At 66.7% G+C, this 19,580-nt stretch carries 16 protein-coding genes and 2 pseudogenes; 7 read left to right on the top strand and 11 right to left on the bottom strand.

The genetic code is table 11. The features are described 5' to 3' along the window. Positions 1 to 58: 58 nt before the first annotated feature. From AC1DIQ_RS14530 to AC1DIQ_RS14520, 3 genes and pseudogenes are all read right to left on the bottom strand, one after another. Positions 59 to 433: pseudogene (locus AC1DIQ_RS14530) on the bottom strand (H-NS histone family protein); the annotation flags it as partial. Between the two features lie 152 nt (positions 434 to 585). Then, the gene (locus tag AC1DIQ_RS14525) at positions 586 to 2,277 is read right to left on the bottom strand and encodes a proline--tRNA ligase (RefSeq protein ID WP_121042597.1); all 1,692 of its coding nucleotides are present in this window, start codon (positions 2,275 to 2,277) and stop codon (positions 586 to 588) included. Positions 2,278 to 2,375: 98 nt separating this feature from the next. Further along, a complete protein-coding gene (locus tag AC1DIQ_RS14520) occupies positions 2,376 to 2,747 on the bottom strand; it encodes a DUF4124 domain-containing protein (protein WP_478050284.1) in 372 nt (123 codons plus the stop codon). A gap of 72 nt (positions 2,748 to 2,819) precedes the next feature. On the opposite strand from AC1DIQ_RS14520, the gene pssA reads away from it, so the two are divergent. Genes pssA through rimI form a run of 3 tightly spaced genes read left to right on the top strand, consistent with a single transcriptional unit; the run spans position 2,820 to position 4,572 of the window. Beyond that, positions 2,820 to 3,599, top strand: coding sequence for a CDP-diacylglycerol--serine O-phosphatidyltransferase (gene pssA, locus AC1DIQ_RS14515; RefSeq protein WP_121042601.1), 780 nt, complete (start codon positions 2,820 to 2,822; stop codon positions 3,597 to 3,599). Continuing rightward, positions 3,596 to 4,078 (top strand): hypothetical protein, encoded by a 483-nt coding sequence (locus AC1DIQ_RS14510; RefSeq protein ID WP_226956622.1) that lies wholly within the window; start codon positions 3,596 to 3,598, stop codon positions 4,076 to 4,078. The genes pssA and AC1DIQ_RS14510 overlap by 4 nt, the downstream gene beginning before the upstream one ends. Then, positions 4,075 to 4,572, top strand: coding sequence for a ribosomal protein S18-alanine N-acetyltransferase (gene rimI, locus AC1DIQ_RS14505; protein ID WP_121042847.1), 498 nt, complete (start codon positions 4,075 to 4,077; stop codon positions 4,570 to 4,572). Before AC1DIQ_RS14510 ends, rimI begins: the two co-directional genes overlap by 4 nt. 15 nt (positions 4,573 to 4,587) lie before the next feature. On the opposite strand, the gene AC1DIQ_RS14500 is transcribed toward rimI, so the two are convergent. From AC1DIQ_RS14500 to AC1DIQ_RS14480, 5 genes are all read right to left on the bottom strand, one after another. Continuing rightward, positions 4,588 to 5,412, bottom strand: a complete 825-nt coding sequence (locus AC1DIQ_RS14500) for an EamA family transporter (RefSeq protein ID WP_478050283.1) — start codon at positions 5,410 to 5,412, stop codon at positions 4,588 to 4,590. A 226-nt stretch (positions 5,413 to 5,638) separates the two neighbouring features. Next, positions 5,639 to 8,407, bottom strand: a complete 2,769-nt coding sequence (locus AC1DIQ_RS14495) for a valine--tRNA ligase (RefSeq protein ID WP_461770659.1) — start codon at positions 8,405 to 8,407, stop codon at positions 5,639 to 5,641. A gap of 43 nt (positions 8,408 to 8,450) precedes the next feature. Next, positions 8,451 to 8,639 carry a YqaE/Pmp3 family membrane protein gene (locus tag AC1DIQ_RS14490; protein WP_121042605.1) on the bottom strand — a complete coding sequence of 63 codons (189 nt, stop codon included), beginning with the start codon at positions 8,637 to 8,639 and terminating at the stop codon, positions 8,451 to 8,453. A gap of 45 nt (positions 8,640 to 8,684) precedes the next feature. Beyond that, the gene (locus tag AC1DIQ_RS14485) at positions 8,685 to 9,110 is read right to left on the bottom strand and encodes a DNA polymerase III subunit chi (protein ID WP_019182556.1); all 426 of its coding nucleotides are present in this window, start codon (positions 9,108 to 9,110) and stop codon (positions 8,685 to 8,687) included. An 85-nt stretch (positions 9,111 to 9,195) separates the two neighbouring features. Beyond that, positions 9,196 to 10,674: a leucyl aminopeptidase gene (locus tag AC1DIQ_RS14480; protein WP_478050282.1), complete on the bottom strand. Its 1,479-nt coding sequence runs from the start codon at positions 10,672 to 10,674 to the stop codon at positions 9,196 to 9,198. 104 nt (positions 10,675 to 10,778) lie between these two features. On the opposite strand from AC1DIQ_RS14480, the gene lptF reads away from it, so the two are divergent. Then, positions 10,779 to 11,858, top strand: a complete 1,080-nt coding sequence (gene lptF, locus AC1DIQ_RS14475; RefSeq protein WP_121042609.1) for an LPS export ABC transporter permease LptF — start codon at positions 10,779 to 10,781, stop codon at positions 11,856 to 11,858. Continuing rightward, positions 11,855 to 12,964 (top strand): LPS export ABC transporter permease LptG, encoded by a 1,110-nt coding sequence (gene lptG, locus AC1DIQ_RS14470; protein ID WP_428999466.1) that lies wholly within the window; start codon positions 11,855 to 11,857, stop codon positions 12,962 to 12,964. The genes lptF and lptG overlap by 4 nt, the downstream gene beginning before the upstream one ends. Positions 12,965 to 13,192: 228 nt before the next feature. Here the strand turns inward: lptG and AC1DIQ_RS14465 are convergent. Together AC1DIQ_RS14465 and AC1DIQ_RS14460 are read right to left on the bottom strand one after the other, a co-directional pair. Next, positions 13,193 to 14,016: pseudogene (locus AC1DIQ_RS14465) on the bottom strand (IS110 family RNA-guided transposase). Positions 14,017 to 14,805: 789 nt separating this feature from the next. Continuing rightward, positions 14,806 to 15,294 carry an RDD family protein gene (locus AC1DIQ_RS14460; RefSeq protein ID WP_152152439.1) on the bottom strand — a complete coding sequence of 163 codons (489 nt, stop codon included), beginning with the start codon at positions 15,292 to 15,294 and terminating at the stop codon, positions 14,806 to 14,808. A 59-nt stretch (positions 15,295 to 15,353) separates the two neighbouring features. On the opposite strand from AC1DIQ_RS14460, the gene xerD reads away from it, so the two are divergent. Together xerD and AC1DIQ_RS14450 are read left to right on the top strand one after the other, a co-directional pair. Continuing rightward, positions 15,354 to 16,331, top strand: a complete 978-nt coding sequence (xerD, locus tag AC1DIQ_RS14455; protein WP_478050281.1) for a site-specific tyrosine recombinase XerD — start codon at positions 15,354 to 15,356, stop codon at positions 16,329 to 16,331. Between the two features lie 104 nt (positions 16,332 to 16,435). Beyond that, a complete protein-coding gene (locus tag AC1DIQ_RS14450; protein WP_121042615.1) occupies positions 16,436 to 17,215 on the top strand; it encodes a thioredoxin fold domain-containing protein in 780 nt (259 codons plus the stop codon). A 90-nt stretch (positions 17,216 to 17,305) separates the two neighbouring features. On the opposite strand, the gene AC1DIQ_RS14445 is transcribed toward AC1DIQ_RS14450, so the two are convergent. After that, complete coding sequence (locus tag AC1DIQ_RS14445) at positions 17,306 to 19,414, bottom strand: glycosyl hydrolase family 18 protein (RefSeq protein ID WP_478050280.1); 2,109 nt, start codon at positions 19,412 to 19,414, stop codon at positions 17,306 to 17,308. Positions 19,415 to 19,580: the final 166 nt, after the last annotated feature.

Here is a 19,580-nt window from a genome sequence, read left to right as displayed (position 1 = left end):
TACGAAAACGCCGGCGCGAAGCCGGCGTTTTCATGTGCAGCAGTGACTGACCGGCTTACTTCTTGATCAGGAACTCTTCGACCTTCTTGCCCTTGGCGGTATGCGCGGCCAGCCAGCGCGGCTGCTTGCCACGGCCGGTCCAGGTTTCCTTCGGGTTGGCCGGGTTGCGATACTTCGGGGCGACCTTGCCGAGCTTGCGCACGGCCTTGGCCGGGGCCTTGGTGGCCTTGCTCGCGGCGCGGCCACGTGCGGCCGGGGCAGCGCCGCCGAACAGTTCTTCCACCGAATAGCCCTGGGCCTTGGCCAGCTTGGTCAGCTGTGCGCGGACTTTGGTGATCGCCGGACGCTTGGCCACGATGGTCTGCTGCTTCTTGGCGTTCTTGATCAGCGCGCCCAGCTCTTTGGCGGACAGGCCGCTCAGGTCAATGCTCATCTACTACTCCGCAATATATTAAGGACAGGGTGAGCCGGTCCTTGGCGTCGGAAACAGCATACATTCTCTTTTGCGAAATACACAAACAAACCGGAGATATTGAAACCGGGTCCACCATTGAAAAGGCCGGGTTATTCACCCGGCCTTTGTCTTTACTTCGTCAATTTTGCCAGCAGTGTGTCCTTGTCGAGGACCTCCGCTTCGGCGGCATTGCGCGCGCGGTACTCGAACGTGCCGGCGGCGACGCCGCGTTCGGAGACCACGATGCGGTGCGGCACACCGATCAGTTCCATGTCGGCGAACATCGCGCCCGGGCGCAGGCCGCGGTCGTCCAGCGCCACATCCAGGCCGGCGGCCTGCAACTGTGCAAGCAGCTCGGCGGCGGTGGCCGCTACGGTCTCGTCCTGCTTCGGGTTGATCATGCAGACCACCACCTGCCACGGCGCCATCGCGTCGGGCCAGATAATGCCGGCGTCGTCATGATTCTGCTCGATCGCCGCGGCGACGATGCGCGAAATACCGATGCCGTAGCAGCCCATCGCCAACACCGCGGCCTTGCCGTTCTCGTCGAGGACGGTCGCATTCAACGCCTGCGCATACTGGCGGCCGAGCTGGAACACATGGCCGACTTCGATGCCGCGGGCGATCTTGAGTTCACCGCCATCGGCGGCACGATCACCGGCCTTGGCGTTGCGGATGTCCGCCACTTCCGGTTCGGGCAGGTCGCGGCCCCAGTTGACGCCGGCGATATGGAAGCCGGCTTCATTGGCACCGATGACGAAATCGGCCAGCGCGGCGACGTCGCGGTCGGCCACGATGCGGATCGGCAGGGCCGGATTGAGCGGGCCGAGGAAGCCCGGCTCGCTGCCCAGGTGCGTGGCGATCTCCGCCTCGCTGGCCATGCGGTAGCCCTGCAGGCCCTCGACCTTGCCCAGCTTGATTTCATTGACGTCGTGATCGCCGCGCACCAGCGCCAGCACGAAACCGGCTTCGCTCATGATCGCGATCGACTTGACCGTGCGCTCCAGGCCCAGGCCGAGCAGGGCGGCCACGGCTTCACAGGTTTTCTGCGTGGGCGTATCGATTTTGCGCAGCGCTTCGCTGGCGGCCGGGCGCTCGCCCGGGGCCGCGGCGATGGCCGCTTCCATATTGGCCGCGTAATCCGAGCCGGTGGAAAACACCAGTGCGTCTTCGCCGGACTCGGCGATCACGTGGAATTCCTGCGAGGCATCGCCACCGATCGCGCCCGAGTCGGCCTGCACCATGCGGAAATCCAGGCCCAGGCGGGTGAAGATGCGGCTGTAGGCCGCCTTCATGTTCTCGTACTCGCGCACCAGGCAGTCATCGTGCAGGTGGAAGGAGTAGGCGTCCTTCATCAGGAATTCGCGCGAGCGCATCACGCCGAAGCGCGGCCGGATCTCATCGCGGAACTTGGTCTGGATCTGGAAGAAATTGACCGGCAGCTGCTTGTAGCTGGACAGTTCCTGGCGCGCGAAATCGGCGGCGGCTTCTTCAGCAGTCGGGCTGTAGCAGAACACCTGCTCCTTGCGATCCTTGATCTTCAGCAGCTGCGGGCCGAACTTTTCCCAGCGGCCGGTGGCTTCCCACAGTTCCTTGGGCTGGAGGGTCGGAATCTGGAATTCCACCGCGCCGGCACGCTCCATTTCCTCACGCACGATGCGCTCGACCTTGCGCAGCACGCGCAGGCCCAGCGGCGACCAGGTGTACAGCCCCGAGGCCAGCTTGCGGATCATGCCCGCGCGCAGCATCAAGCGGTGGCTGGTCAGCTCCGCGTCGCTGGGGGTTTCCTTGGTGGTGTGCAGGTGGAACTGGGAGAGGCGCATCGTCGGCTTCGCTGAACGGCAGAAGCCGATATTCTGCCAGTCCGGCCGCCGCGATGGGTGTTGCCGTTGGTTTTGGCCACCTCGACGGGGCCGGTGGCTCAGGCCTTGGGGGTGCAGTAGGCCTGGATGGCGGCCTCGGCCAAGGTCTTCTGGGCGCTGCGCTGCTCGTCGGTCAGGGCGGTATCGGCCGTGCCGTCGCCATCGGCGTCCTGCATGACCTTGCCCGGCCCGTTGAGCAGGGTGAGATTGCCGCGGGCGTCGGTACAGGCCTTGTTCTCGGCCGGGGCGGTGGCGGTCTCGCGCGGGAGCGGGTCCCGGTTCTCGACCTGGCGGGCCTCGTACTTCTGCCCGGCCGGCGGCTTCTCCGAATACTGGGTGACGCCGTTGGCGTCTTTCCACTTATAGACAGTGCCGGCGCTGGCCGTGGCGCTGGCGAGCAGCAGGGCGCTCAGACGGGACAGGGCACGCATGGCAACTCCGGGAACGGGGCAGAACCGCGATTGCAGCACCCCGGGCCGGTGCTGGCAAGCTAAACTGGCCGCATGGATCAGATGAAACCCCCGCCGCGCTCGCGCAGCATTTACCTGCTGCCCAACCTGTTCACCACCGCAGGCCTGTTCGCCGGCTTCTACGCGATCATCGCCGCGGCCAACGGCGACTTCGTGAATGCCGCGGTCGCGGTGTTTGTCGCGGCGGTCATGGATGGCCTGGACGGCCGTGTGGCCCGCCTGACCGGCACCAGCAGCGAATTCGGCGTGCAGTACGACTCGCTGGCCGATCTGGTCAGCTTCGGCATGGCCCCGGCCCTGGTGATGTACCACTGGTCGTTGTCCTGGCTGAAGTTCGACGACCCGGTGCTCGGCCGCGTCGGCTGGGCGGTCGCCTTCCTGTATGCCGCCTGCGCCGCGCTGCGCCTGGCCCGCTTCAACACCCAGGTGACCGTGGTCGACAAGCGCTGGTTCATCGGCCTGGCCAGCCCGGCTGCGGCCGGCCTGATGATGTCCTTCGTCTGGGCGTTCGCTGATGGTAACCTCGGCTGGGACGGCAACCAGCTGCGCTATGTCGCGCTGGGCGTGACCCTGGTGTCGGCACTGCTGATGGTCAGCCGGATCCGCTTCTGGAGCTTCAAGGGCAGTGGCGAGAAAGGACCGCGCGCGGATCGCGTGCCGTTCCTGGCGCTGGCCCTGGTGCCGATCGCCATCGCGATCATGGTCATTGATCTGCCGCGCGTGCTGTTCGCGGTGGGCGTGGTGTATGCCTTGTCCGGCCCGTGCTACTGGGCGTGGCAGCGCACCCGCAAGACGGTCGAGCCGAACGCGTGAGCGGGCAGGCGCTGCCGCCATTGTGGTCGCCGGCGCAGCAGTCCTGGCTGCAGGCGATGGGTTATACGGTGTTCGTCGACGGCAGCGTCGAGCCGGAAGCCGCTGCGGTACCTGATGTCCAGCTCAGCGCGGCGCCGCTCGCCGAGTCGTCCGCGCCGGTGCGCCAGTCGCGGCCGGCACCGGCGGTGGATGCGCCCGCGCCGGTACGCCGAAGCGCGCCGCGCACGGTCGAAGAAGGCGCGCCGCCATCCGTCCCGGCGGCCACGCCGGCACGCGGAGGCGGAGGCCGCCGCGCGGCGGTCCGGATGCCCGATCGCCTGCAGATCGCCCTGTTGCGCGCCTCCGGCTGCAACCCGGCCGAGCCGGACACCCAGGCCTTGATGGCCAGCTGGAACCTGGATGAACTGCGCAGCAGTGCCGCCGCCAAGCGCGCGTTGTGGCCGCAGCTGCGCGCCCTGCGCAAGCGGGGCCGCCCGTGAGCGCGGTGAGCTCGCCGCGGCCGTTGTCGTTGCGCGCGCTGCGCGAAAGCGACCTCAATGCGGTGATGGCCATCGAGGTGCGCGGTTACCCGTACCCGTGGACCCGCGGCATCTTCCAGGACTGCCTGCGTGCCGGTTATCCCGGCCTGGCGATGGAAGAGGATGGCCTGCTGATGGGCTATGGCCTGCTCAGCATCGCCGCCGATGAAGCGCATATCCTCAACATCTGCGTGGACCCGCTGTGCCAATCGCGCGGCCACGGCCGCTACCTGCTGCGCGCGCTGGTGAAGCTGGCGCGTGACCACGGTGCGCACCGGGTGTTCCTGGAAGTGCGCCCGTCCAATACCTCGGCGGTGGCGCTGTACCACAGCGAAGGGTTCAACGAGATCGGCCGCCGGCCGCGCTATTACCCTGCCCGCGACGGGCGCGAGGATGCGCTGGTGATGGCCATCGAGCTGGTCGACGACGACATCCAGGTGATGCCGCCGCTCTGACAGCGTGGGGGGGTGCTACGCCAACCGCAGCACCACTGCCCCGAGCACGATCAGGCCGGCGGCGATCCAGCGTTGGCGGGTAACGCGTTCGCGCAGGAGCCACGCCGAGATCAGGATGCCGAACAAGATCGAGGTTTCGCGCAGTGCGGCGATCATCGCGATCGGCGCGACCGTCATGGCCCACAGCGCCAGCCCGTAGGAGACCAGCGTGCCGATGCCGCCGGTGATGCCGTAGCCCCAGTTGCGGCGCGCATAGTCACGCAGCGCGCTGGCGCGTGTGCACACCGCCCACAGTGGCAAAGGCAGGCCGGAAAGCAGAAACAGCCACAACGTGTAGCTCACCACGGCACCCGAGTGACGCGCGCCCCAACCATCGACCAAGGTGTAGGTGGCGATGACACCGGCATTGAGCAGCGGCAGCCACAGATGCTGGCGCGAGGTGCCGCGGGTCATGCACAGGATGCCCAGGCAGATCAGCCCGATGCCGGCCCACGCGATCCATGCCAGGCGCTCACCCAGAAACAGCGTGCTGATCAGCGCGACCAGGATCGGCGCGCAGCCGCGCATCAGCGGGTAGGACGCGCTCATGTCGGTCACTTGGTAAGTACGCGCGACAAGCACGTAGTACCCGACCTGGAGCAGGGTCGAGGCGGCCAGCCATGGCCAGCTCTGCGCGGCGGGTGTGGGCACGAACGGCAGCGCGATCGCGACAATCACCGCCGCCGAGCCGGTGACCAGGATCGTGGTCAGCAGCGTGTCGGTGCCACGTTTGACGATCGCGTTCCAGCTGGCATGCAGCAGGGCGGCCAACAGCACGATGCAGAAGAGGGACAGCGACATCGTGTCGGCGGTCATTCAATCCGTGGACGAACCCGCATCATGCCGCAGATGGGCAGGCATCGGGCCCGTAACCGCGCGGGCGGGCCCTACCTACGTTATCGGCCCAGGGTAGAGCCACCCCATGGGTGGCTGCACGCCATCCCGCCCCGGAAGGCAGCCACCCATGGGGTCGCTCTACCCTGGCCCCGCAGAAGCAGCCACGCATGGCGTGGCTCTACCCGTGCGCTTACAGCTTCGCGCGCTGCGAACGCAGACCGTCCAGCTGGGCGGTCCATTCGACCAGGCGCACGCGCTCCTGCTCGACCACAGCCGCCGGCACCTTGTCGGTGAACTTGGCCAGCTTGGTCCCGCTCTTTTCCTTCTCCGATTCCACCCGGGCGATTTCCTTGTCCAGGCGCGCGCGCTCGGCACCCAGATCGACCAGGCCCTCCAGCGGCACCAGCAAGGTGAGATCGCCCACGATCGCGGCGGCGGCCGGCGGCGTGTCGCTGCCGTTGGCCAGCCACTCGATGCGCTCCAGCTTGAGCAGGAACGACAGCGAGGAGGTGAAGCGGGTCATGCGCGCGCGGTCGTCGTCGCTGCCACCCTGCAGCAGCAGCGGCACCAGCTTGGACGGCGGCACGTTCAACTCGCTGCGCACTCGGCGCAGCGCGTTGACCATCGACTTCAGCCATTCCACGTCGGCTTCGGCGCGGGCGAAATCACCGGCGAACTCTTCGGCGGTCGGGTACGGCCGCAGCGAGATGGTGTCGTCGGTGAGGCCCAGGCGCGGGGCGACCTGGCGCCACAGCTGCTCGGTGACGAACGGGGTCAGCGGGTGCAGCAGGCGCAGCAGCGCTTCGAGCACGTACAGCAGGGTGTGGCGGGTGCTGTTGGCATCGTCGGCATCGGCGCCGTTGAGGGCCGGCTTGGTCAGTTCCAGGAACCAATCGCAGAACTCGTTCCAGGCAAATTCGTACAGGCACTGCGCCAGCAGATCGAAGCGGTAGTTGGCGTAATGCGTCTGCGCTTCGGCCGAGACCGCGGCCAGGCGCGCGAGGATCCAGCGCTCGGCATCGGTGCGCGGCTGCGGCACGCCGGTGAAGCTGCTGCCCTCAGTGTTCATCAGGGTGAAGCGGCTGGCGTTCCACAGCTTGTTGCAGAAGTTCTTGTAGCCCTCGGCGCGGTTCATGTCGAACTTGATATCGCGGCCGTGGGTGGCGAGCGCGGCGATGGTGAAGCGCAGCGCATCCGCACCGTGGGCGATGATGCCCTCGGGGAATTCGCGGCGCGTCGCCTTCTCGATCTTCGGCGCGTCCTTGGGCTTCATCAGGCCGGTGGTGCGCTTGGCGACCAGGTCCTCGATGGAGATGCCATCGATGATGTCCAGCGGGTCCAGCACGTTGCCCTTGGACTTGGACATCTTCTGGCCCTGCGCATCGCGGATCAGGCCGGTGATGTAGACGTCCTTGAACGGGATCTTCCCGGTGAAGCTGTCGGTGGCCATGATCATGCGGGCCACCCAGAAGAAGATGATGTCGAACCCGGTGATCAGCACCGACGACGGCAGGTAGCGCTCGAAACCGCGCGCGTCCATCGCCTGCTCGTTCGGCCAGCCCAGGGTGGAGAACGGCCACAGCTGCGAGGAGAACCAGGTCTCCAGCACGTCACTGTCCTGGTGCAGGGCGAGGTCGGCGGCGAGGTTGTTCTTCGCGCGCGCTTCGGCTTCATCACGGCCGACATAGCAGTTGCCCGCATCGTCGAACCACGCCGGAATGCGGTGGCCCCACCACAGCTGGCGGCTGATGCACCAATCCTGGATGTTCTCCATCCAGTGGCGGTAGGTGTTGATCCAGTTGGCCGGGACGAACTGGATGCTGCCGTTCTCGACCAGCTCCAGGCCGCGCTTGGCCAGCACGTCCATCTTCACGAACCACTGGTCGGTCAGGTACGGCTCGATCACCTGCTGGGTACGATCGCCACGCGGCACCTGCAGCTTGTGCGCACGGGTTTCGACCAGGATGCCCAGGTCTTCCAGCTCGGCCAGGATCACCTTGCGCGCTTCGTAACGGTCCAGCCCGCGGTATTTCTCCGGGGCGTTGTCGTTGATTGCCGCCACCGGGGTGAACAGGTTGATCATCGGCAGGTTGTGGCGCAGGCCGACCTGGTAATCGTTGAAATCGTGCGCGGGGGTGACCTTGACCACGCCGGTGCCGAACTCGCGGTCGACGTAATCATCGGCGATCACCGGGATCTCGCGGTCGGTCAGCGGCAGCTTCACCATTTTGCCGATCAGGTGCGCGTAGCGCTCGTCTTCGGGGTGCACCATCACCGCGGTGTCGCCGAGCATGGTTTCCGGGCGGGTGGTGGCCACGGTCAGGGTGCCGCTGCCATCGGCCAGCGGGTAGCTGATCGACCACAGGAAGCCGTCTTCCTCCACGCTCTCCACTTCCAGATCGGAAATGGCCGTCTTCAGCACCGGATCCCAGTTGACCAGGCGCTGGCCACGGTAGATCAGGCCCTGCTCGTGCCAGCGCACGAACGCCTCGACCACCGCTTCGGACGGCTGCGGGTCCATGGTGAAGGTGCTGCGCGACCAGTCGCTGGAGGTGCCCAGACGGCGCATCTGGCGCTCGATGGTGTCACCGGACTGCGCCTTCCACTCCCACACCTTCTCGATGAAGCCGTCGCGGCCCAGCGAATCGCGGGTCTCACCGGTGTTGGCCAGCGCCAGGTTGCGCGACACCACCATCTCGGTGGCGATGCCGGCGTGGTCGGTGCCGACCTGCCACAACGTGTCGTAGCCACGCATGCGGTGGTAACGCACCAGTGCATCCATCAGGGTCTGCTGGAAGGCATGGCCCATGTGCAGCGTGCCGGTCACGTTCGGCGGCGGCAGCAGGATGGTGTACGGCTCGCCCTTGCCGGACGGCTTGAAATGGCCGGCCTTCTCCCACGCGTCGTACAGCGCGGTTTCAAAGGTTTTCGGGTCGTAGCTGGAGGCGAGTTGGGTCATGCGGGAACCAGGATCGAATACGGAAGGTGGGGGTGCCGGAAGCTCAGCGCCCGAAGGCGCGGCGGATCTTCTGGTCGGTATGGAACTGTGAGACCGCGTAGGCGGCCCAGATCGCGGCGGGCAGCCAGCCGATCAGCGTGATCTGCAGGATCAGGCAGAGGATGCCTGCGATCGGGCGGCCGATGGTGAAGAAGGCGAACCAGGGAAAGATCAGGGCGATCAACAGGCGCATCAAGGGTCTCCGGGGGCGGCGGCGACCGGACGGGCGCCGCGCGGGTTACATGTCGTATTTGTTCAGGTCAAAGCCCAGTGCCTTGTACTGGCGCCAGCGCTCGCGCAGCGGTTCGCGCGCTTCCGGGTCGGCCGGCACCACTTCCAGCACGCGGTCGCAGGCGGCCAGGTAGGGATCGTCGCGCAGGTTGATCACCAGCGGCCGGGCCGGGGCCTCGGTGCCGGGAACGGCGATCAGCACCAGCGCCTCTTCCTCGTCCATGTCTTCGCCGGCGATCTGGTGCGGGATGTAGGCATCGTTGTCGAACGCCCACAGCAGCTCGTCCAGCTCTTCGGCCTGGGCCTGGTCGCGTGCCAGCACCAGGGTGAACAGCCCGGCGTCATTGGCCTTGCGGGCCAGTTCGCAGACCAGGCGCAATGGCTCGGTCAGGAAGCGGGGCTTGGCGATCAGGTAGAAATCAGCACGGGACATGGCAGGGCCTGGAGCGGAGGGAGAACCCGGCGCCAGGCCGGGCGGGATCGCGGCCACCCGCAGGTGGCCGCGATCGGGCAGGGCATCAGGCGCGGGCGACCTGGTCCAGCAGCCACTGGCTCAGCAGGCCGACCGGGCGGCCGGTGGCCATGCCGCGCTTGCCTTCGTCGCTGGCCACGCCGGCGATGTCCAGATGAGCCCAGCGCTGGCCTTCGGCGAAGCGCGACAGGAAGCAGCCGGCGGTGATCGCACCGGCCCAGCGGCCGCCGATGTTGTAGATATCGGCGAAGCTGGAATCCAGCATCGGCTGGTACTCGTCCCACAGCGGCAGGCGCCAGGCGCGGTCGAACACGTGCTCACCGGCGGCCAGCAGCTCGTTGGCGAGGTCGTCGTGCTTGCTCATCAGGCCGGCGGTCTGGTGGCCCAGCGCCACCAGGCAGGCACCGGTCAGGGTGGCCACGTCGATCAGCGCGGCCGGCTCGAAGCGCTGCGCGTAGGTCAGCGCGTCGCACAGGATCAGGCGGCCTTCGGCGTCGGTGTTGCCCACTTCGATGGTCTTGCCCGACATCGAGGTGATCACGTCCGACGGGCGGTAGGCATTGCCGTCGATGGCGTTCTCGACCGCCGGCACCACCACCACCAGGTTGAGCGGCAGCTTGGCCGTCACGGCCGCGACGAAGGTGCCGATGACGTTGGCGCCACCGCACATGTCGTACTTCATCTCTTCGATGCCGCCCTGGGTCTTCAGATTGACGCCACCGGTATCGAAGGTGATGCCCTTGCCGACCAGCACATAGGGCTTGGCGTCGCCGCCGTTGTTCCACTTCAGCACGACCAGGTGCGGGCGGTTGGCCGAGCCACGGGCCACGGCCAGCAGCGAGCCCATGCCCAGCGCTTCCATCTGGTGCTCGTCCAGCACCTCCGCTTCGGCGCCTGCATGCGCCTGCGCGAACGCGACCGAGGACTCGGCCAGGTAGGCCGGGGTGCAGACGTTCGGCGGCAGGTTGCCCAGCTCGCGGGCGTACTGCACGCCGGCGGCGATGGCCTGGCCCTGGGCCAGCGCCTGGGTGTCGGTGCCGGCAATGGCCAGCGTGGTCAGGCCCGGCTCGTCGGCCTTCTTCTTGCCCAGCGTGGCGCTGTAGCGGTAGGCGGCGTGGTCGGCGGTGATGATGGCCTGGCGGATGTTCCAGGCGGCATCGCGGCCCTTGACCTCGATCTCGGTCAGGGTGAACAGCGCCTGATGGTTGACGCCGCTCTTGAGGGCGCGGCTGGCATCGCCGACCGCCTTGAGGTACTGCGCCACGCCGAACTTGGCCGGCTCGCCCAGCCCGACCACGAGCACGCGTGCGGCGGTGACGCCGGGCAGATCGTGCAGCAGGGTCGTATTGCCGGTCTTGCCGCCCACGTCGCCGCGGGCGATCAGGGCCGACAGACGGCCACCGGACGCGGTGTCCAAGGCCTGTGCCGCGGGGCTCAGGGTCTGGTCGGCATAGGCGCCGACGATGACGCAATCGCACTCGGCCGAGGCCGGCGCTGCGTGGTTCAGGGTGAATTCCAGGGCCATTGATCAGATTCCGTTGGCAAAACCGTACAATCGCGAGCTGTTTACGTCCCGTCAGTAGACTGGGCAGCACCGCGAACGAATCCGAGAGTTTAAACCACCGCCCCATGTCGAAGCTCGATCGCTATCTCCTGCGTGATTTCGTCCAGAGTTTCCTGGCCACCCTCATCGTGTTGCTGGTGGTGAGTGTCGGCGGGGTCCTGGTGGACATCCTCGGCAACATCGCCGACGGCCGTCTGCCTGCCCGCCTGCTGTTCTCCCAGTTGGGCCTGCAGTTCATCGTCTACATGCCGCTGATCCTGCCGCTGGCGCTGATGCTGGGCCTGCTGCTGGCCACCGCGCGGCTCTACCGGGACTCGGAAATGGCGGTCATCACCGCCATCGGTGTCGGCCCCAAGCGCCTGCTGCGGCCCCTGATGATGCTGGTGGTGCCGGTGGTCGGCCTGATCGGGCTGTGCTCGCTGTGGCTGGGCCCCTGGGCCGACCGCACCAGCGAGACCATGATCGACGAGGCCAACCGCAGCGTGGTCATGGCCGGCCTGGAGGCCGGCAAGTTCACCCCGCTGCCCAACGGCGGCGTGGTCTACCTGGCCTCGGTCTCCCCCGACGGCACCCAGTTGGGCAAGGTGTTCCTGCAGCGCCAGAAGGAAGACCGCATCGAAGTGATCTCTGCCGACCACGGCCGGATGTACTTCGAGGGCGCCAAGCAGCGCTATCTGGAGCTGGATGACGGCCACCAGGTCGAGGGCCCGGCCAACGGTGCGCTGGATTACAAGCTGATGACCTTCGCCCGCAACGACGTGGCCATGCCCGACGGTGCCGAGACCCGCAAAGACGATGACCCCGAACTGCTGCGCACCACCGAGCTGTTCGGCGATGAGCGCCCGGAGGCCCAGGCCCAGCTTCACTCGCGCATCGCCCCGCCGCTGATCGCGCTCGCCTTCGCCCTGATGACCCTGCCGCTGGCCCGCAGTTCGCCGCGGCAGCAGCGCTACGGCCGGATGATGCTGGCCTTCATGGCCTACATGGTGGGCATGAACCTGATGTTCATCGGCACCCGCTGGATCGCCGATGGCAAGATCCCCGCCGTGGCGGGCCTGTGGTGGCTGACGCTGCCGTTGCTTGCCCTCGCCCTGTGGATGTATTTCCGCGACGGCAAACTGTCGCGTCCCCGGAGGACCGCATGAACGTGTTGCGCCCCATGCGGTTTGATCTGTACCTGGGCCGTGCCGTGTTCGGCACCGTCCTGCTGACCTGGGCGGTGCTGGTCGGCCTGGACGTGGTGATGGCCTTCTCCGGGGAGTTCAAGGACGTTGGCAAGGGCAGCTACACCGTCGGCCACGCGGCCGCCTGGGTGCTCTACACCGTGCCTCGCCGCGCCTATACCTTCTTCCCGACCGCCGCCGTGATCGGCGCGCTGATGGGCCTGGGCCAGCTGGCCGCCACCTCCGAACTCACCGCACTGCGCGCGCTGGGCCTGTCGCGCAAGCGCCTGAGCGTCTCGGTGGCGATCGCGCTGTCGCTGATGACCGCGGTCATGGTGTTCAGCGGCGAAACGCTGGGCCCCTGGGGCCAGAGCAAGGCCGATGACGTCAAGATCAGCGCAAGGTGGGGCAGCAGCCTGAGCGCGGCCCGCTATTCGGGCGTGTGGGCGCGGGAAGGCGATACCTTCCTCAACGCGATCAGCGGCGACGAGCAGCTGCAGGCCGGGGGCGGCACGCGCCTGATCCTGCACGACGTGCGTCTGTACAAGATCGCCGACGACGGCCGCTTGGCCTCGATGACGTATGCCACCACCGCCGAACATGACGCCAGAGGCTGGGTGTTGAACAAGGTGCGCCGCGATATCTTCGGTGAGCGTTCGGCAACGCGCGAGACGGCCGAGTCCGAGCCATGGGATTCACGCTTGGATGCGGCGGCGCTGGCCAGCGGCATTTCCAAGCCACGCAATCTGACGGCGATGGATCTGCGTAACAGCATCGAGTACCGCAAGCGCAACGGGCTGGATGCGCGCGATTACGAGGATGTGTACTGGAGCCGTTGGTTCTATCCGATCAATGTGTTGGCGTTGTGCCTGGCGGCGATACCGTTCGCGTTCGGTTCGCTGCGCAGTGGCGGTATGGGCAAGCGGTTGTTCCTGGGCATTCTGTTCGCGTTGGGCTTCTGGTTGCTGCAGTTGTTCTTCGGCCGCATGGCCGGTGCGCTGAAGTTCGATTACCGGATTGCGTATGCGTTGCCGCCGATCGTGATGATGGTGGTGTCCGGGTTGTTGTTCCGACGTAAGTCGGGCTGATTCATCCGGCCGGCCTGGCGGCAAACGCCGAAGCCAACGCCAACGCCGACGCCAAAGCGGCCACCATGTGCTGTCGAGCTAGGCGCGACGGGCTCGCCATTCCGGGACCTGCCGCAAGTACGTCCCTGTAGCAACGGTGTTGCTGGAGGGAGTTCGGTCCCTCCAGTAGACGGACGCGGTAGTGCCGGCCGCTGGCCGGCAGCCTTTGGAGATGTGCCCGTGCGCGCTTCAGGCCGGGATTGGTCCGCTTTGAGCGTCGCGCACGCGGGCGTTGAGGATCACCAGCATCTTCCGCATTACCGCCACGATCGCCACTCCTGACGGATCTCGGCTCGACCGCCGTGGATGCTTCGTTTTCCGCGTATCGTCCCGCTGTCGTGGGACATCGGTGCCACGCCCACCAGGCTGGCGATGGCCTTGCCGCTGATCTGGCCCAGCTCAGGCAGGTAGCTGGCCAGCACCGCCTGTAGCCCCGGTCCCACGCCCTTCATCGACTTCAGAATCGTGAGCTGGGGCTGTTGAGCGACTTGCTCGGCAATCTGCTTTCCCAGGCGTTCTACCAGTGTCTGCAAGCGGGTGATGTTGGTCTGCAAAAGCCGTCGCAATTCACGATCACGCACCATTTCCTGCTGCTGTCGCGCTACGGTCAGGGCCTGCATCATCTGTCGACGTGCCCGCACAAATTCCCGCAGTTTCTGCTGCCAAGGCTCTAGTGGCTGGTAGGCCGGCAGTTTCACCAGCGCGGCCATCTGTGCCAATGCATAGGCATCCAAGCGGTCTGTCTTGGCTATTTGGTCCAGCCCCTGAGCTAGTTTCCGCGCCCGAAAGGCATTGGCGCGCACCACCCGATGGCCTGCCTTGTGCAGGAAATCCAGCACGGGCTGCTCATATCCGCCGGTGGCCTCCAGCACGATCTGGATCGCTGGACGCTTCTTCAGCCAAGCGTTCAATTCAACAAAGCCAGAGGGGCTATTGCTGACCTGCAGGGTCTCTCTGTCCGTCGTGCCGACATCCAGCTGGCGCTTGCTTACATCAATCCCGATCCCGTTCATCGCCCGACTCCGTATAGTCTGGAAGGGTCGAGAGCTCCCCCGCTTGCCCAGTCTTATCGCTTCGAGTGTCAGCTCCAGCAACTGTTCGGGCGGATCAAGGGAGATTCCGGCGTGGGCGCCAAGCTACATGGCGATCGCTCAGATCCAGGCTCGTACGGCGGCCCACGCCGGCTCTCGGCACCTAAGCTGCCAGATTCCGAACAGATAAGGCTCGTGTGCTGCCATCCATGGCAGCACACGGTCCCGGCCTGGCAATCCCGCCGCGCCTCCGACAGTGTGCTGGTGGGGGAGGGGAGAGCAGCCGGGCATGGCCCGGCTCTACCCGTTCTGATGGATTGGCGAAGTGACGCTGTTCGTATTGAATCTTGGCGACTGAGCGACTGAGCGACTGAGCGACTGAGCAATTGAGCAATTGAGCAATTGATCGACGAAGGCTTGATCGATTGAGCGAAGGTACGACTTCGCTATGAAGATTGCGCTCCTTACGCGTCTTGATCGCGAGAGCCGGTACTGAGTGCGAAACGTCGGTCACGCAACAAATCCGCTTTGATCAACCGCACTTCGCAATCTGTCAATGCGGAGAGGCGCAGCCCATTTCAGGGCCGTAGTGCGCCATGGATGGCGCACTACGAGCTTACATGGACGTACTTGCAGCGGGCCCAGAAATGGGTTGCGCCTCTCCGCAAACGCACAGAAAACAGAGGCGCTGCTTTCAGCGCTGTTCTGGAAGGCTTTAGAGCGTCAGTGCGTCAGTGCGTCAGTGCGTCAGTACGTCAGCGCGTCAGTACGTCAGTACTTCGGCAGCCGGACAACCCGCGTTCCGCTGGCCCGGTCATGCCAGGTCAACCGCTGCCGATCCAGCAGCGCCCACCAGAACCCCAGGCCGGCCGCCAACACCGACAGCGACCCCACCGCATAGCGCCGCCACAACTGCCCGCGCGTCGGCACCGTGCCGTCCAGCGACACCACCCGCAACCGCCACGGGCGCATCCCCAGCGTCTGCCCGCCGCGGCGCCAACTCATCGTCGCGTACAGGCCCGTCACGACCCAGCAGCAGGCCCACAACGCCCACTGCCACGCACTGAACGGCGCGATGTTCTCGCGCTCCGCATGACCGCTCAACGTGTAGACCGCTACGAACACCGCACCGAGCAGCATCCACAGCGCCAGCGCCGGGAAGACGTCGTACAACAGCGACAACCACCGCCACAGCAGCAACGATGCAGGGCGATCAGCAGGGGGGGGCGACAGCGCGGTATCGGTCATGACCCGGAGCATACCCGGCCGGCCGCCCGCGTTCGATGGCCCACGCGCGGTCTGCTCCGTATGCTGTCCGCATGTCCGATGCCACTACCCCCGCCCTGCGTCGCCAGCTCATCCAGCACCTGCCCGAGCTGCGCGAGGATGACAACGTCCGCATCCAGCGTTTCCTCGACACCGCCTGGGCCGAGCACGGCCTCGCGCGTGCCAGCCTGGACAGTTACCGGCGCGATCTCGAAGGGCTCGCGCGCTGGCGTAATGGCGCCGCCGGCGGGCTGGCTGGCCTCGATCGCGCCGGGCTGTTCGATTACCTCGCTTGGCGCTCCCGCCATGGCTGGTCGCCGCGCAGCAATGCCCGCCTGCTGTCCGCGCTGCGGGCCTTCTTCGCCGATGCGGTTCGCCGCGGCGAGCGCGGCGATGACCCCAGCGCGTTGCTGGATCCGCCCAAGCTGCCGCGGCTGCTGCCCAAGGCGCTGGCCGAAAGCCAGATCGATGCGCTGTTGGCCAGCCCCGATATCGAGACGCCGCTCGGGCTGCGCGACCGCGCCATGCTGGAACTGATGTATGCCGCCGGCCTGCGCGTCAGCGAACTGGTCAACCTGCCGGCCAATGCCGTGAACCTGCGGCAGGGGGTGCTGCGCGTGACCGGCAAGGGCAGCAAGGAACGGCTGGTTCCGCTGGGGGAAGAATCCCAGCACTGGCTTGAGCGCTACCTGGCTGAATCGCGCCCGCAGCTCACCGGCAAGCGCAACGTGCCGACGCCGCAGGAGGGCGCCGTGCCGATGTTCCTGACGCCCTCGCTGCACCCGCTCAGCCGCCAGCAGTTCTGGGGGCTGGTGAAGACGTACGCGGTGCTGGCCGGGATCGACCCCGCCCGGATCAGTCCCCACGGCCTGCGCCACAGCTTTGCCACGCACCTGCTCAACCGGGGCGCGGATCTGCGCGCCCTGCAGATGCTGCTCGGCCACAGTTCGCTGTCCACCACCCAGATCTACACGCTGGTGGCCCGCGAGCACCTGCAGAAGCTGCACGCCAAGCACCACCCGCGCGGCTGAGAGGGTGCCAACCCCGGCCGCGCATCACCGTTCCACTGCGGTCCAGCTGTGTGAGCAGGCAGCTGTGCGAGAATCCAGCCTGACTCCTTACACCGGAATGCTCGATGCTCCGTGTTGCCATTGCGGCGCTCTTCGGCGCGCTCAGCCTGTCTGCCTGCGCGCAGCAACCGTCCGCTCCGGCGGCCAAGACCACTGCCGCCACCCCGGCCGCTGCCGGTGATGCTGACCAGCGCGTGCGTACCGCGCTGCAGCAGCTGGACCCCACCTTCAAGCCTGATTTCATCGGGGCCGCGCCGTTTGCCGGTTTCCGCGAGGTGCTGGTCGGTGGCCAGGTGCTGTATGTCTCCGATGACGGCCGCTACCTGATGCAGTCCCAGCCGTACGACATCCAGAACAAGGCGCCGGTCAGCAGCCAGGGCCTGCTCACCTACCGCCGCAAACTGCTCGATGGCGTGCCGCACACCGAGCGCATCGTGTTTGCCGCGCCGAATGCCAAGTACACCGTCAGCGTCTTCACCGACATCGAGTGCGGCTACTGCCGCAAGCTGCACCAGGACATCGCCGAGCTCAACCGCAACGGCATCACCGTGGAATATCTGGCGTTCCCGCGCATGGGCCTGGGCAGCCAGGACTACACCGACATGATCTCGGTCTGGTGCGCGGCCGATCGCAAGCAGGCCCTGACCGCCGCCAAGACCGGCAAGGCCGTCACCCCGAAGAACTGCACCAATCCGGTGGCCATGCAATACAAGCTTGGCCAGCAGATGGGCGTCAACGGCACCCCGGCCATCTTTGCCGCCGACGGCACCCAGCTCGGTGGCTACCTGCCGCCGGCCCAGCTCAAGGCCGCGCTGGAGCGCGTCTCGGCAGGCGGCAGCCGCTGAAAACAGAACGCCCCGGCCAGGCCGGGGCGTTTTTCTGTCAGCGGAGGAGCGGCCTGCTCGATCAGCGAGGCAGCGTCCCGCGCGACGGTGTCACTTCAAGCCGTCACTGATCGCCTTGGTCAGGGTGCCCTGCGCATCATCGCCGCTGAACTCCCAGAAGAATGCGCCGCCCAGGCCCTGTGCTTTCACATAGCCCATCTTCTCGGTGATCATGGCCGGCGTATCCAGACTCCAGAACGTGGTGCCGTTGGAGATCCACGTGGCCTTGGCGATGTTGTCGGTGTACACCGGCCAGTTGAGGTTCTTGAGCACCTTCCAATCTTCGATACCGGCTTCGTAGGTGCCCGGTGCCGCGCCGCTGGCGCTCTTGTAGAGCCCGTTGTTGCCGCTGGCCACGCCAGTCCAGCCACGCCCGTAGTAGCCGATGCCCAGGTTCAACTTGCTGGCCGGCACCCCGCGGCTGAGGAAGGCTTCCATCGCATCGTTGCTGTTGTAGAGCTTCTGGTCGCCGGTGGAGGGATCAGCCGGTGAATCGAACAGGGCCGAGTGATGGTTGGTCTGCGGATCCCACGCGCCGTGGAAGTCGTAGGTCATCACGTTGATGAAATCCAGGTACGGGTGGTAGCTGGCCGGATCGGTCACGCGCACCTTGTCCACGCCGGCACCGACGGCCACCGTCAGCAGCAGGCCGGGCCGCACTGCATCGAGTTGGCGGCGGAATTCGGCCAGCAGCGCGGTGAAGTTGGCGTTGTCGGCCGGCGTCCCGCAGCTCAGCCCGCAGGCCACCGGATACTCCCAGTCGATGTCGATGCCGTCGAACACGCCGAGCGCCGCACCCGCACCGCCCGCACCGTCGGCCACCGGCAGGTTGCCTTTGATGTAGGCATCGATGCATGAGGCCACGAACGCCTGCCGGTTGGCCGGCTGCGCCGCGCTGGAGAAGCCGCGCGACCAGGTCCAGCCGCCCAGCGAGATCAGCACTTTTACGTTCGGGTGTTTGGCTTTGAGCTGCTTGAGCTGGTTCCAGTTGCCCCGCAGTGGCTGGTCCCAGGTGTCGCCCGTGCCGCTGACGCTATCGCCGGCAGCGAAGGACTTGCCGTAATCGGCGTAGGCATCGCCGCCCACGCCGGTGTTCGAATCGGAGGCCTGGGTCACGCCCACTTCGCAGCGGTTGTTGCGCACGTTGCCGAAGGCGTAATTGATGTGGGTCAGCTTCGCCGCCGAGCCGCTGGTGTCGATGTTCTTGACCTGGTAATTGCGGCCGTAGATGCCCCACTGGGTGAAGTAGCCGATCACCCGCTTGGTGCTACCCCCGCCGCCACCGGCGGCCGTGGTCACGCTGATCGAGCCGCTCTGCGCCGAGGCATTGCCGGCGTTGTCGCGTGCCCGCACCGTGTAGGTATAGGCCGTGCTCGCGGTAAGGCCGCCATCGGTGTACTGGGTGGCGCTGGGCGAACCGACCAGGCTGCCGTTGCGGTACACGTCGTAGCCGGCCACACCGCTGCCGCCGCTGTTGTCGGTGGCCGCGTTCCAGGCCAGGTTCACCGTCGTGGCGGTCCTGGACGGGGAAGCCAGTCCGCCCGGGACGCTGGGGGGCGATGTGTCGTTGCTGGCCGCGGTGACGGTCACATTGACGGTGGCCGAGGAGGTCACCGCGTTGTTGTTGTCGGTCGCCACCGCCTTGAAGGTGTGGCTGCCGGCCGAGGCATTGCTCCAGACCACGCTGTAGGGCGCGCTGGTGTCGATGCCCAGCGAGGTACCGCCGCGGAAGAACTCGACCTTGCTGATGCTGCCGTCGGTATCGCTGGCATTGGCGCTGACCGTGATGCTGCTGCCGGCGGTGAAGCTGGCCCCGGCGGCGGGCGAGGTCAGCGCGACGCTGGGCGGCTGGTTGCTGCCGCTGCCATCGCAGGCACCGAGGTTGGTGTAGTAGGGCGCACCGGCCGGGTGGTCGGGGGGGGCATTCCAGATGTCCTGGTTGGCGCGGTACAGCACGCCGCCTTTCTGCAGGGTCTGGCCGGCCAGATAGATGGCCGCGCCATTCCACTCGGGCGCCCCGGTACAGTTCGCGGCCTGCACCAGTGTGGGCGTGCCGGCGGCAGCGGCCAAGGCCAGCGCCAGCAACCAGCGCCTTCGGCGCGGAAGCAGGGCGGGGGAGGAAAACGATGTCACTGCACGGCGCGCAATCGGGTCTGGCATGGTCGGTCTCCGATCAGGTGGTGTGCGCATGCCGCCGGGATGGCGGCATGCGTGCAGCAGGTCCGGGCGCCGGTGAGAGAGGCCGGCAACGACGTGGGGGACGGACGGCACCTGGCGCTGGGCCAGGTGGTGATAACGTTGTCATGTAATCGACATGCAATCCGTG

It is taken from the genome of Stenotrophomonas sp. 05L413 (assembly GCF_056397945.1).
The sequence above is the reverse complement of the archived record's forward strand: the minus strand, read 5'-3'. Positions and strand labels throughout refer to the sequence as shown.

Bases quoted from the DNA above. Each gene is read 5' to 3' on its own strand.
- AC1DIQ_RS14495 (WP_461770659.1), bottom strand. From the start codon at position 8,407: ATGACCCAACTCGCCTCCAGCTACGACCCGAAAACCTTTGAAACCGCG.
- lptF (WP_121042609.1), top strand. From the start codon at position 10,779: ATGTCGAAGCTCGATCGCTATCTCCTGCGTGATTTCGTCCAGAGTTTC.
- AC1DIQ_RS14525 (WP_121042597.1), bottom strand. From the start codon at position 2,277: ATGCGCCTCTCCCAGTTCCACCTGCACACCACCAAGGAAACCCCCAGC.
- AC1DIQ_RS14500 (WP_478050283.1), bottom strand. From the start codon at position 5,412: ATGTCGCTGTCCCTCTTCTGCATCGTGCTGTTGGCCGCCCTGCTGCAT.
- AC1DIQ_RS14490 (WP_121042605.1), bottom strand. From the start codon at position 8,639: ATGCGCCTGTTGATCGCCCTGATCTTTCCCTGGTTCGCCTTCTTCACC.
- pssA (WP_121042601.1), top strand. From the start codon at position 2,820: ATGGATCAGATGAAACCCCCGCCGCGCTCGCGCAGCATTTACCTGCTG.
- AC1DIQ_RS14520 (WP_478050284.1), bottom strand. From the start codon at position 2,747: ATGCGTGCCCTGTCCCGTCTGAGCGCCCTGCTGCTCGCCAGCGCCACG.
- lptG (WP_428999466.1), top strand. From the start codon at position 11,855: ATGAACGTGTTGCGCCCCATGCGGTTTGATCTGTACCTGGGCCGTGCC.
- AC1DIQ_RS14485 (WP_019182556.1), bottom strand. From the start codon at position 9,110: ATGTCCCGTGCTGATTTCTACCTGATCGCCAAGCCCCGCTTCCTGACC.
- xerD (WP_478050281.1), top strand. From the start codon at position 15,354: ATGTCCGATGCCACTACCCCCGCCCTGCGTCGCCAGCTCATCCAGCAC.
- AC1DIQ_RS14480 (WP_478050282.1), bottom strand. From the start codon at position 10,674: ATGGCCCTGGAATTCACCCTGAACCACGCAGCGCCGGCCTCGGCCGAG.
- AC1DIQ_RS14445 (WP_478050280.1), bottom strand. From the start codon at position 19,414: ATGCCAGACCCGATTGCGCGCCGTGCAGTGACATCGTTTTCCTCCCCC.
- AC1DIQ_RS14460 (WP_152152439.1), bottom strand. From the start codon at position 15,294: ATGCTCCGGGTCATGACCGATACCGCGCTGTCGCCCCCCCCTGCTGAT.
- AC1DIQ_RS14450 (WP_121042615.1), top strand. From the start codon at position 16,436: ATGCTCCGTGTTGCCATTGCGGCGCTCTTCGGCGCGCTCAGCCTGTCT.